This window comes from Kineococcus sp. R86509 (assembly GCF_042466365.1).
Classification (GTDB): domain Bacteria; phylum Actinomycetota; class Actinomycetes; order Actinomycetales; family Kineococcaceae; genus Kineococcus.
Genome location: NZ_JAXHCE010000001.1, coordinates 5,126,987 through 5,139,026 on the forward strand (window position 1 = coordinate 5,126,987; position 12,040 = coordinate 5,139,026).

Sequence of the window (12,040 nt, forward strand, 5' to 3'; positions counted from 1 at the left end):
CGCCCGGGTCCGGCCGCTATCGCGGCCGGACTCGCCATCGCAGCTTGGCGAAGGACGTAGGGACATCTTCCGGCATCGGGGTGTCGCGTGAGGCTCACATGAGCCGCCGGGCCCTCGCCCTGGCCGTCACCAGAGCCTTCAGGTAGCTGCGGGAGACCACATCGAGCTCGACCGACGCCACCACACCTGTTGCAGCTTCGACGACGGAACCGCCCGCAGGCTGCTCAGCGCCAGAGTTCCGTCGCGACACGAGAGTCTCCGTCAGGACGCTCATCACCTCTGCCGTCTCGATACGACTACCGTTCCCGACATCTCCCGCGAAGGAGTGGTTTTGCTCGAGGGTCGCCGCATGAGCGCGGACGGCGTCGACCGCGGCCCCCAACGGTCCAGCACCGAGCACCAACGCATCGCGCACCTGGGGTTGCAGGCGGCATCCGCGAGTCAGCTCACCGGGGTCGAACCCCAGCGCCTCAGCGGCACCGGACAGCAGTCCCACGGTAAAACCCGCGTCTGGTTGGGTGGGTGTGAGCAATCGGCATGCCTCGGCCCGCGTGAAGATCCAGGTGATCGTCTCCTCCGGCACACCGACGGATCCACTGTGCGCCAGCAACAGCAGGGTGATCCACCCGAGAAGCTCCTGACGGCCCAACATGACCACGGCCTGGCGCAGGGACGTCACGCCACCACGAGGGGCATAGGCCGCGGAACTGACCGTGGTCAACACCCGCACGCTCAGGCCGGGATCACTGGACAGGTGCTCGAGCACCTGCTCGACAGGGGTCTCCAGGTCAGTCAGCAAGGCCAGGAGCTGGACGCAGGTGAGATGTTCCGGACTCAGCGTCTGGCGCTGCACGACGTCTGGACGGTGCAGGAGATAGCCCTGGTAGAGGTCGACGCTGAGGTCCTGGCAGGTCGTGAACTGTTCCTCGGTCTCGACCCGCTCCACCAGCACGACGGCCTTCGGATTGACCCTTCGCACGAGAGCGATCACCTGGGGCAAGCGTTCGGCCGTCGCTTCGAGGTCGATCTTCACGTAGTCGGCAAGCAAGACAGCAGGCACGCGCGACAGCTCGCCGTCGAAGTCGTCGACGGCGATCTCGAAGCCGCGCCGTTTCAGGGCGTGCAACCCAGCCATGACCAGGTGGTCCACCTCGACGGTCTCCAGCAGTTCCAGCACCACCCCCTCGGAATCGAAGGGCAGCGGTAGTTCCCCGGTGAAGAAGGACCGGGTCGTGTTCAGGAAGAGACGTCGTCCACCGGCCAGGTCCTCCACGCCGAACTCTGCGAACGTCGCGCCGATGACCTGTGCCGTGGCGCGGTCGTGTTCCAGGCGGCCGGAGAGCTGAGCGTGGTTAGCCCTTCCCGAGCGGTAGAGGAGCTCGTAGGCGAACACCTGACGTTGGGCGGTGTAGATCCCCTGCAGACCGACTCTCGTCTCGGTAACCCCGCTCGTGACCCCGCTCGTGACCCCGACTGGGGTGCCGTGACCGGTCGCGCCATCCCGGGCAGGGGCAGGGGTGACGGAGGCAATGGTCGAGTCAGGTTCCGGGCCGACACTCACGAGAGGATGTCGCGGGTCACAGCGAACTGCTCGGTGAGCACACCACCGATGACCGACTGGGTCTGATTGATGGCCTCGACCACGGCATGGATCTGCGTCAGCGACGCGGTGACCGCCTCCACCCGCTCCTGGATGCTGGCCACCTTGGCGCTCACGCTGGCGGTCGCCCGCTCGGTCTCCCCCGAGAGTTCCTTGACCTCCTCGGCGACGATCGCGAAACCGCGCCCGGACTCACCCGCCCGTGCGGCTTCGATGGTCGCATTGAGCGCGAGCAGCTTCGTCTGCGCAGCGATGGCCTGGATCGCGCGGACCACTTCGTTGATCTCGTCACTGGCCTGCTGGAGTTCGGCGACCTCGACGTTGGCCTCCGCGGCCAGCGCTTCGCCCTGGGCGGCGACGCCCGAGGCGGTCACCACGTTGCGCTCCACCTCCTCGATGGAAGTCAGCAGGTCGGTACCGGCCGTGGTGAGGCGCTCCGCGGCGGCGAAGCGTTCCATCGCCTGACCGATGAGGAAGGCGGTGTTGCGCAGCGCGCTCTCCCGGCTGGTCGACATCACCAGGGTTCTGGTCGCGAAGAAGTCCATCGTCCCGACCACCCGCCCACCGACCACGACGGGCAGGCAGACGCCTGACTTCACCCCGGCCCGCTGAGCGGCGGGAGCGCGGACGCAGTCGGTCATCTCGCCGAGGTCCTCCACGAAGAGCAGGTCCTGCTTGGCCCAGGCCCGCCCGGAGAGTCCGACGCCCTTGGCGAAGGAGGCGGAGAGGGTCACCTGGCGGAACTCACTTCCCGCATCGCCCGACTCCAGCTCGAAGCGCAGCACCTGATGGCCGGCCGACCCCGTCTCATCCAGACGCCAGAACGACCCGTACTGCCAGTCGAAGTCACGTCGGATGGTGTCCAGCGCCACCCGCAGCGCGGCTTCTTCACCCCCGGCGGAGGTGAGCTCGCGGATGAGGGTGGAGACCGCCGCGACGTCCTGGGCGGCCTTCTCCTGACGCAGAGCCTCGTCCAATCGGGTCACCGCGCCGGAGATCAGCGTCGCGACGCTGCGCAGGACAGCCATCCGCCCTGTCGAGGGGGTGGCCTGCTCGGTGGTGAAGAAGTCCATCGTGCCTACGACGTGACCGTCCTGCAGGATCGGGAAGCTGATGCCGGCCTTGATGCCGTCGCGCTGCGCCACCGGTGCGCGCACGCAGTCGCTGAGCTCGGAGAGGTCGGCGACGAAGACCAGGTCGCGCTGGCGCCAGGCCCGGCCCGAGAGGCCGACCCCTTCCGCGAAGGTGGCCTCCAGCGTCACCTTGCGGAACTCCGCCCCCGCTACTCCGCTGTCCTGGGCGAAGCGGAGCACCCCTGCGGCCTGGTCGAGCTTCCAGAACGAGCCGTAGGCCCAGTCGAAGTGGGTCCGGACGGTCTCCAGGGCGATGCGGATGGCGTCTTCGACGGTGCGTGCCTGCTGCAGTGCCTCGACGACACCGGTGACTGCATCGAGGTCTGCTGCGGCCTCGGCCAGTTGCTGGGTCAGCGACGTGACGGCCTTGGTGGCGTGGCGAGCGAACACGGTGAGTCCTCCGGGGATCCTGCAGCGTCGGGAGGGGCGAGCGCGGATCGACGCCCTGATAGTTCAGCACTGAAGGAATCGGCAGGACGGATCACGACCTGTACTGCTGCGTTCGGAGGAACGTCCAGGTAGAGAACCGATGGAGTCCACCCACCGAGGGACGTCGCATGCGGGGTCTCAGGCAGGCGTCTCGTGCTGCGGCACCGCCGACACCGGCGGCACCGTCGATACTGCAAGGATGTCCTGGTCGGCGAGGTGGACCCGTGTCCATCTGATGCCTCAGCGGTGTTCAGGGACCAGGGTCCTCAACCGATGAAAGAGTTGTGACAGTCACCACCGACGCCCCCAATGCTCACTCGACCAGTGCGAGCACAGCCCCGGTCACCTTCCTGCTAGACGTCGGCCGCCTGCCGGGCGTCCGCGAAGACCGCGACGTCATCGCGAGGTCGCCCTTCAGCGGATCGGAGGTCGGTCACCTCACCCTGCAGGCGGGTCTGAGCTTGTTGAACGTCCTGGATGGTGTGGCGGGACAGGTGGGCCTGCAGGGCAGTGATCTGCGAGCGATGTACTTGCTGCACGTCGTGGGAGACCAGAGCGCGGGGGAGCTGGCCCGGCGTATGCAGGTACCGCAGTCGTGCGTGACGCTGATCGCCAAGCGGCTGGAGGCCGACGGGCTGCTCGTCCGTCAGAAGCACCCCTCTGACGGTCGCAAAGTCGTCCTGGCCCTGACCTCCGCGGGGGAGAAGACCACCGACGCGTTCTCCGTCCTGGTGCGTGATCGGATGCGGAAGTTCTTCGCGCCGCTGTCGGCGGCTGGTGCGGCCGCGCTGGCTGCGCTGCTCGCCGAGGTCGTCGAGCCGCACGAAACAGCTTCACACTGACGCCTCGACGGGGTGCGCACGGCGAATGACTGCGCCAGCGACCACGACCCCGGTATCGGTTCTCGGGTCAGCCACTTCCCAGACCTGCTGGCGCCAGCATTCCCATCGTTCGAGGCGCTGGCGGGCCAGCGCTGTCCACGGCCGCCGCGACGACAGACGCCATGTCCGGGCTAGCGACGGAAGAGCGTCACCGGACTGGTCGTACACCACTCTGGTGGACCCGAATCATGCAACAGAACTGATACTTTTCGGGTACCTATCAATAGGATTGGTGCAGCACCACAACCGCACCGTTGAGCTGGACGCGTGGTAGGCGGCTCCCCTACGGATGGGGTCTGCTGCACTGATCGGTGACAACCAAGCTGGCTTGCTCCCGAGCAGGCCTGGAAGGATGTTGCTGTGCCCAAGCCCTACCCGCGTGAGTACCGAGACGACGTCGTCCGTGTCGCCCGGGACCGCGATCCTGGCGTGACGTTGGAGCAGGTCGCCGCCGACTTCGGCATCCACGTCATGACCTTGTCAAAGTGGATGCGCCAAGCTGACGTGGACGCGGGCGTCAAGCCTGGCACGAGCACGAGTGACAACGCGGAGCTGCGCGAAGCCCGCCGCCGGATCAAGCTGCTCGAGCAGGAGAATGAGGTCCTGCGCCGCGCCGCGGCCTACCTCTCCCAGGCGAACCTGCCCGGTAGCTCAGGACGTGGCTCGGGAAAAGGCTCTACCCGCTCGTGAGCGAGCTGGCCGCCGAGGGCATCTCGGTGGCCCTCACGTGCCGGGTGCTGAACATCGCTCGACAGGTCTACTACCGCTGGTTTGCCGAGCCCGTCACCCCGGCGGAGCTGGAGGAGGCCTACCGTGCCAATGCCCTCCTCGACGCTCACCTCGATGATCCGGAGTTCGGCTACCGCTACCTGCACGAAGAGGCTGCTGAGGCCGGGCAGTCCATGGCGGCGCGGACCGCCTGGCGGATCTGTTCGGATACCCGGTGGTGGAGCGCATTCTCTAAGCGCCGCAGCAAGAACGGCAAGCGACCGGGTCCGCCAGTGCATGACGATCTGGTCCGTCGGAAGTTCGTCGCAAACCGGCCTAACGAGTTGTGGCTCACCGACATCACCGAGCACTGGACCGCCGAGGGCAAGCTCTACCTCTGTGCGATCAAGGACGTGTTCTCCCGGCGCATCGTCGGGTACTCCATCGACTCCCGGATGACTTCTCGCTTGGCCGTCCATGCCCTGGCCAATGCCGTTGCGCGACGCCGGGTTGAGGGTTTTGACGTCGACGGTTGCACGCTACATTCGGACCGTGGGTCGCAGTTTCGATCCAGGAGATTCGTCTACGCCCTCAGTCGACACGGCCTGGTGGGGTCGATGGGTCGTGTCGGTGCGGCCGGGGACAACGCGGCGATGGAGAGTTTCTTCGGGGTGTTGCAGAACAACGTCTTGGACCGCCGGCAGTGGGTCACTCGGGAGGAGTTGCGGATCGCGATCGTGACCTGGATTGAGCGGACCTATCACCGCCGTCGGCGGCAGAGCGGGTTGGGCCGGTTGACCCCTGTTGAGTACGAGACCATCATGACTACGTCGGTCGCTCTGACCGCGTGACGTAGCTGTCATCTGATCGTGCAGCAGACCCGTGACCATCGAAGGCGAGGACGAATTCACGCGCTGCATGCAGCACGAAGTGGATCACTTGGACGGCCGGCTGTTCTTGGACCGGCTCGCTGGTCCCCGCCGCCGTGACGCGCTACGCCAGCTACGTACCGCCACGTCGCTGCACCACCTACCCGCCGCACCCTGACCTGATCCGACCGCATGCGCTTCGCATGCTGAGCTGGGCGCCCTCGCACCCCTAGACGGCCGGAGGTATTCCCACCTGAGGGGCGAGGGCAATACCCGATGTGGTCCTGACTCCCTACGTGGGTAGCGCTGGAGTCAGGACCACACCCCTCACCCCAGCAGGGTTTGGCCCAGGTACTCCCCTTCACGGCAACCACGCGGGACGGCGAAGACCGCCGACCCGATGGGTGTCGTCCACTGGTTCAGCAGGTCCAGCTCGTCCAGACGCTGCTGGATGGGGACGAACTGGTGCTCCAGATCGGCCTGGAAGCTGATGAACACCAGCCCCGAGTCGCTCAGCTGCCCCGGCGGTGGTGGGACGTCATAGTTGTAGGCCCGCCGCAGGAACGTCTGGGTCTCATCCTCGGTGCGGGCACGGCGAATGTGGGCGAAGGTGTCGATGACCGGCAGACCCAGGTCGTCGGTCGCTTCCAAATCCGGTTCGTCGTGCTCGCTCCCACCCGTTGTCGGGGCGCCGTCGCGCAAACGCCGGCCCACCGCGGCCTCGCGGCCGGTGCGGTCCAGTTCGTCCCAGGTGTCGAGGTTCATCGCGATGCGGCGCACGATCATCGAGGTCCCCCCGATGAGCCAGTCCGCCCCGTCGGCGGTGCCGCGAGTCCGGCTGTCCTCTTCCACCCAGACGAGTGCCTGCCCGGCGGGGGTGGTGTGGTCGACGTTGCGGGTGCCGTCGACTTGCCCCATGAGGTTGCGCATCGTGGTCCCGGTCGGGGTGGACCCGACACTGCGCCGGAAGCCGTGCTGGACCCAGCGCACGGTGGTGAACGTGCGGGCCTCTTTCGTCAGCAACCGCACCGCGTGCGCAACGCTGACCTGGTCATCCGCGCAGAATTGCAGCAGCAGGTCCCCGCCTGACCACTCCGGTCGCAACCGGTCGATGCCGAACGGCGGTAGCGGTGCCAGCCACGATGGGCGTGCCGCCTGCAGCCCGGCGGCGGTGAAGACGCCGGGCCCGTAGCCGCAGGTGATGCTCAGGCGCGCCGGAGCGGTGGCCAATTCCGGTTCGGTGTCGGTCAAGCCAGCCTGCCCAGACGTGAGGCGGGTGATGTCGTCGGTCCAGATCCGCATGAGGCGGACCAGCCCGTCCCGGTCAACCCCGGGTTGCAGGTCGAAGGCGACCAGGGAGGCGAACGCCTGCGGGGCAGTGGCGATTCCGCCTTGGTGCTCGCCGTGAAAGGCGACCTGGGCGCGACCGACGGCGTCCTGAGCCGCCGAGGAACCAGTCGCGCCGGTGGGCTCAGCGCCGGCAGGCCCGGCATCGGCGGACCCAGCATCGGCAAACCCAGCATCGTCACGAGCCGAGGCGGTGCTGACCCCAACAGCGCTGACCCCGAGAGCCCCGACCCCGACCCCACCCAGGGCCGCGGCGCCGGAGGTGAGCAGGGCCCGACGCCCGAAACGACGCGACGGGTCGGCTTCCCCACCCGTAGCGGGAACGGATCGAGGTGTGGGGTCGCCGCCGGGGTCCGATGCGGGCGAAGCGGGGCGGGGGGTCACGGCGCGACCGTCGTGGCGGGCGTGGCCATGTCGGGCATCCCCTCCATGTCGTGCATCCCCTCCATGCCGTCCATGCCCTCGTGTCCGGTGCTGTCGTCGCCGTCGTCGTAGGACTCGTTCGCGCCGGAGAACGATCGGGCGGGGGCGAGCAGGTTGAAGGTGGAGCCGTCCTCGGCGGTCAGGGTGATGTCGACGTCTTGACCGGGCAGGACCGGGGCGGTGACGGACATGAGCATCAGGTGGTCCCCACCCGGGGACAGCTCGTGGGTGCCCCCGGCGGGGACGATGAACCCGTCCGGCTTCTCGCGCATGACCATCGCGCCGGAGTCGTCGGTGGCCATCTCGTGCAGCTCCATGCTGCTGGAGGCCGCGGTGGTGGCCGAGACGATGTGCACGTCCTCCTCCCCGGTGTTGGTCAGGGTTCCGAAGGCCGCGGTCATGCCGGTGTCAGCGGCCTTGACCCACGGGTCGCTCACCGTCAGGGCCGTCGCCTCCCCACTGCCGGTGCTCGAGCTGGAGCTCGTGGCCGGGGAGGCGGTCTGGCTACCGGATGCCTGTCCGCCCGAGCAGGCGGTCAGGGCGGCCAACGCGATCAAGGGGGCCGCGGCCAGCGTCAGACGTCGGCGACGCCTCAGGCCGCCCGTGCGCGACCCGGCGAGGTGGCCGGCAGCAGACGTGATGCCCGTCGTGTCCGTAGTCATGGGGGCGGGGAACGTGGCGGTGGTGTTCGTGGTGCTGGTCATGGCAGAACTCCTGGAGTCGGTGAGGTTGAGGGGGTTCGCGCCGGCAGACCGGGCGTGGGAGTGATTCACGAGCCGTGGGTGCGGGCTGCACGGCGGTGGTGGAACACGAGCAGGGCAGCGACCACCAGGACGAGCAGCAGGGCCCCGCCCGCCATGACCGCGGTGGAGGGGCCGCTCCCGTTCTCGTCAGAGGTGCTGGCGGCGGGTGCGGCGTCGGAGCTGGCTGTGGTCTCGGTACTCGAGGTCTCGGTGTTCGGGGTCGCGGTGGCCGGGGTCGCGGTGGCCGACGCGCTGGGTGTGGGCACGGGCTCACTCACCGCAGGACCGCTCGCCGCGGGGTCACTAGCTACGGCACCACTGCCTGCGGGGGCAGCAGCTGCCTGGACGGTGAAGGAGAAGGTGCCTTGGATGGGGTGGCCGTCGCTGGAGACGACCCGCCACACGACGGCGTAGTCACCGCCGCCCATTCCGGCCGGCCACGCCAAGGTCAGGGTCTTGCCGTCCACGACCGGGTCCCCGGTGGGGATGTCGTTCCCGGCGCCATCACGCAGGATCGCCAGCGAAGCGATGGGCAGGATGTCGGCGTTGTACGTCATCTCCAGCTGGCTCGGGGCCTGCTCCAACACCATCCCATCGGCGGGGTTGGTCGAGCGCAGCTGGTCGTGGGCGTAGCTGGGCGCCGCGGTCACCACCGCCCACAGCAGGCACCCCACCACGGCGAGCACCCAGCCGGCCCCGCGAACCGGGCCCCGCCTCGCTCGCAACGACGTCATCGCAGGCCCCCCGAAGTTGGAATAGGACCCGAGGTGCCGGCACCGGCACCTCGACTTCGAGAGCGGTGAACTGCGCCCAGGACCACGTCTAGGACCAGGAACACCAGCAGCGAGACCCCCAGCAGCGGCAAGGCCCACCCGATCGCGACGGTGAGCACGACGACGAGGGCCAGGACGGGCTTTGGCAGGTAGCGCCAGGCGCCGCGGTGAGCGGGCGGGCCGACCGAGAGGCGCCGGGCGGGGTCGAGTCGACGCTGCCACCACATGCGGTAGCCCCACACGATGACCGCGCTCAACCCCAGCCCCAGGGCGAGCAGGACGAGCTGGTTGCCCAGGCCGAAGGAGCCCATGTGCAGGTCGATGCCCCAGCGGGCCAACTTGGCCATGAACGGGTAGTCCGCAAAGCGAACCACGTCCAGCACCTGCCCCTGCATCCCACCGGCCGCGGTGGCGCTGACGGCGACGGCGGCGGAATCGACCTGCGTGTGCAGCCCGCGGTCGATCTCATCGACCTTCCACGACGCACCCGCCTCCGCAGGTGCCTTCACCTCGATCTTGCCCGCGGTCAACCCCGCCTGGCGGGCGGTGGCCAGGGCCTGAGCGAACGCAGCCGGAGTCACCGCGGAGGCCACGGCGGCGTCCACACCCTCCGCAGCGGTGCCCTCAGTTTCGCTGATTCCGGGATCACCGGTGGGGGCGTTGGCGTGTCCCTCATGCCCGGCGTGGTCCTCGTGACCGGTCGCAGCTGCAGCCAAGCCAGTGGCTTCGGGCAGGGTCGTGTCCACCGCGGGGGTGGACCAGGAGAACGCACCGCGCAGGGCGTCGACGTGGGCGCCGGCGTAGCTGGACCACGTCAACCCAGTAGCCGACAACGCGATCAGTCCTACCGCGATCCAGGTCCCCACGACCGCGTGCAGGGTGCGGGTCCGACCCCGGCTTCCCCGTCCGCCCGCGTCCTTGCCGGCTTCGCCACGCCCGGGTGCCAGGACCCGGCGCACCGGTCCCCCACCAGACCCCCCGGACGCGGGCGAACCGTCGCCGCTGCTTCCGTCGCTGTTGTCGGCGCGGGCGGTGCGACGGGTCGAGACCTGACGAGCGATCCACAGGCCCAGTCCCGACAGGGCCAGCACCCACAGCCAGGACGCGGCCAGCTCGCTGTACAACCGGCCCGGTTCACCCAGGTGCAGGTTGCGGTGCAGCTGGTCCACCCAGGTGCGCAACGGCAGGATCCCGCTGGTCCCGTAGGCGGTCAACTCACCCCGCACCTGCCCTGTGCCGGGGTCGATGAACACCGCGGTCCGCTCGGACTCCCCCAGGGTGGGCTCGGAGAACAGCACGCGGGTGGTCTCCGACGTCGTCGGCGCCGGGCGCACCGCGACCGGTTCCTGACCGCCGCGGGCCTCGACGGCGGTCTGGATCTGGGTGGCCAGCGGCACCTGCGTCGCGGTGGGGGTGGCGTGCAACTGGTCGCGGTAGAGCAGCTGCTCCAGCTGCGGGGTGGCTGCGTAGAGGGTGCCGCTGACCGCGGCGACCAGCAGGAACGGGGCGATGAGCGCTCCTGCGTAGAAGTGCAGGCGCAGCACCAGTGGGCGCACCCGGGTCCACGTCGAGGGCGGCGCCGAACCGGGTCGGGCAGGGGCACCCGGTGGGGAAGGTGGTCCTGGTGGGGGCGTCAGGGCAGGGGTGAGCAGTTCGTCAGCAGACACGGTGGTCCTCGCAGGAGGGCCCCGGGTGGCGTGACGGCGCGCCCGCCTGGACCGCACGGCCAGGACGACAGGCGTTGGGCAGCCAGGTCGGTCAGGACCGGTGAGCAGGCAGGACGACACGCCACCGCGAAGGCGGGTGGTCAGGGCGGCATCGAAGGCGCCAGGCCGGACCACCGGCCGCTCAGCAGTCCTGGTCAGGACCACGAGCAGCGAGGAACAGGCTCAGACGCAGAGGACGAGGACCGGCGGACCACGCCGGGACAGGCTTCGTGAGCGGACCGGCTCACGCAGACCCCACCGCTGAAAGGCACCTGCGCTGGGGCGGGGCAGACGCACCGCAACCGGCAGGACCAACGCCATCAGGACTGCGACGAGGGGGGCCAACCAGGACCACAACCGCCACAGGGCGCGTTCACCGCTGGCTAGGACCAACGCGGTCAGCGCGGTGGCCACCACGTGGGCCAGAAGCATCGGGGTCACCGACCACGATCCGACCGAGACCCCCGTCGCGACGTCGTGCATCGAGGCCATCGCCTCAGGAGACATCAGCCCAGGAGACATCGTCGGCGTGGTCGAGTGCCCGTGGGCCAGCTGGCCCATCGGCATCGCGTTCAACGCCTCTACGTCCAACGGTCCACTACGGGCGAAATCCAGGGCCATGAACGACTCGTGCAACAACCACTGCCCGCCAGCCAGCAGCACCGTCAGGCCTGCCAGGCTCAGCCGCCAGCGGGTCGCCAGGTGCACCACTGAGGCGACGAGCACCACGACCGCGGCAGCAGCCAGACCAGAGGGCACATGGCCACCACCGGCGACGTGCGCGACAACGGCCAAACCCACGATCACGACCGTCACCACGGCGCTACGTAGCGCGCGTAACACTCCCGCGGTCGGCCGGTTCACAGCCTCAGCCTAGACGACCCCCACTTGTCTACGACGATGCGTCGGAGATCAGATGGAGGTCGCATGCAGCCCCAGGACGTCACGTCCTGCCCATCCAGACGCCGCTCTGCGCAGTTGCTCAAGCCCGAGCCGGTGCCAGGACGCACTCGGTGGCGCAGGACTCGCTGCGGTCCGGGCACCCGGCCAGGGCCACCTCGGCGGTGCTCAGCCGGTGGCGTAGCTGCTCCAGTGCGACGAGCTTGGCCTCGATGCGGGCCACCTGCTGCACCAGCAGCGGGTGCAGGTGGTCACGGACCTGCGTGCACGAGCCCTCACCCATCACGCCCAGATGCCCGGCGACCTCCTCCAGCGACAGGCCCAGCTCCTTGCTGGCCTCGATGAGGTCCAGGCGGGTCAGGACGTCGGAGTCGTAGTCGTAGTCGCGGTAGCCGTTGGGCCCCCGCCGCACGCTCAGCAGCCCGAGGCTCTCGTAGTAGCGCAGCGTCGTGGCCGGCAGACCACTGCGGCGGGCGACCTCGGCGATGCGCACGTGGTCGAGGCTAGGCGCCGCGCAGCTTGACCTTC

10 protein-coding genes and 1 pseudogene are annotated in these 12,040 nt (G+C 69.0%); 3 read left to right on the forward strand and 8 right to left on the reverse strand.

What is annotated here, in order from left to right; genetic code table 11:
- Positions 1 to 94: 94 nt before the first annotated feature.
- Both SJY07_RS24985 and SJY07_RS24990 read right to left on the reverse strand, forming a co-directional pair.
- Complete coding sequence (locus SJY07_RS24985; RefSeq protein ID WP_380161978.1) at positions 95 to 1,393, reverse strand: EAL and HDOD domain-containing protein; 1,299 nt, start codon at positions 1,391 to 1,393, stop codon at positions 95 to 97.
- A 164-nt stretch (positions 1,394 to 1,557) separates the two neighbouring features.
- On the reverse strand, positions 1,558 to 3,123 hold the full coding sequence (locus tag SJY07_RS24990) for a GAF domain-containing protein (protein WP_380156188.1): 1,566 nt from the start codon (positions 3,121 to 3,123) through the stop codon (positions 1,558 to 1,560).
- A gap of 323 nt (positions 3,124 to 3,446) precedes the next feature.
- On the opposite strand from SJY07_RS24990, the gene SJY07_RS24995 reads away from it, so the two are divergent.
- The 3 genes and pseudogenes from SJY07_RS24995 (at position 3,447) to SJY07_RS25005 (ending at position 5,798) form a co-directional block, all read left to right on the forward strand.
- On the forward strand, positions 3,447 to 4,004 hold the full coding sequence (locus SJY07_RS24995; RefSeq protein ID WP_380161980.1) for a MarR family winged helix-turn-helix transcriptional regulator: 558 nt from the start codon (positions 3,447 to 3,449) through the stop codon (positions 4,002 to 4,004).
- A 399-nt stretch (positions 4,005 to 4,403) separates the two neighbouring features.
- Positions 4,404 to 5,602 (forward strand): annotated as a pseudogene (locus SJY07_RS25000) (IS3 family transposase).
- Positions 5,603 to 5,633: 31 nt separating this feature from the next.
- Positions 5,634 to 5,798 (forward strand): peptide deformylase, encoded by a 165-nt coding sequence (locus SJY07_RS25005; RefSeq protein ID WP_380161982.1) that lies wholly within the window; start codon positions 5,634 to 5,636, stop codon positions 5,796 to 5,798.
- Positions 5,799 to 5,947: 149 nt separating this feature from the next.
- Here SJY07_RS25005 and SJY07_RS25010 read toward each other — a convergent pair whose 3' ends face one another.
- The 6 genes from SJY07_RS25010 to SJY07_RS25035 form a co-directional block, all read right to left on the reverse strand.
- A complete protein-coding gene (locus tag SJY07_RS25010; protein WP_380162528.1) occupies positions 5,948 to 7,237 on the reverse strand; it encodes a Dyp-type peroxidase in 1,290 nt (429 codons plus the stop codon).
- A gap of 110 nt (positions 7,238 to 7,347) precedes the next feature.
- Positions 7,348 to 8,094 (reverse strand): copper chaperone PCu(A)C, encoded by a 747-nt coding sequence (locus tag SJY07_RS25015; protein WP_380161984.1) that lies wholly within the window; start codon positions 8,092 to 8,094, stop codon positions 7,348 to 7,350.
- 65 nt (positions 8,095 to 8,159) lie between these two features.
- Positions 8,160 to 8,867: a copper resistance protein CopC gene (locus tag SJY07_RS25020; RefSeq protein ID WP_380161986.1), complete on the reverse strand. Its 708-nt coding sequence runs from the start codon at positions 8,865 to 8,867 to the stop codon at positions 8,160 to 8,162.
- Complete coding sequence (locus SJY07_RS25025; protein ID WP_380161988.1) at positions 8,864 to 10,462, reverse strand: PepSY-associated TM helix domain-containing protein; 1,599 nt, start codon at positions 10,460 to 10,462, stop codon at positions 8,864 to 8,866. Before SJY07_RS25025 ends, SJY07_RS25020 begins: the two co-directional genes overlap by 4 nt.
- 333 nt (positions 10,463 to 10,795) lie before the next feature.
- The gene (locus SJY07_RS25030) at positions 10,796 to 11,476 is read right to left on the reverse strand and encodes a hypothetical protein (RefSeq protein ID WP_380161990.1); all 681 of its coding nucleotides are present in this window, start codon (positions 11,474 to 11,476) and stop codon (positions 10,796 to 10,798) included.
- A gap of 118 nt (positions 11,477 to 11,594) precedes the next feature.
- Positions 11,595 to 12,005 (reverse strand): MerR family transcriptional regulator, encoded by a 411-nt coding sequence (locus SJY07_RS25035; RefSeq protein ID WP_380161992.1) that lies wholly within the window; start codon positions 12,003 to 12,005, stop codon positions 11,595 to 11,597.
- Positions 12,006 to 12,040: the final 35 nt, after the last annotated feature.

Coding starts and splice junctions, on each gene's coding strand:
- SJY07_RS25020 (WP_380161986.1), bottom strand. CDS start 8,867: ATGACGTCGTTGCGAGCGAGGCGGGGCCCGGTTCGCGGGGCCGGCTGG.
- SJY07_RS25015 (WP_380161984.1), bottom strand. CDS start 8,094: ATGACCAGCACCACGAACACCACCGCCACGTTCCCCGCCCCCATGACT.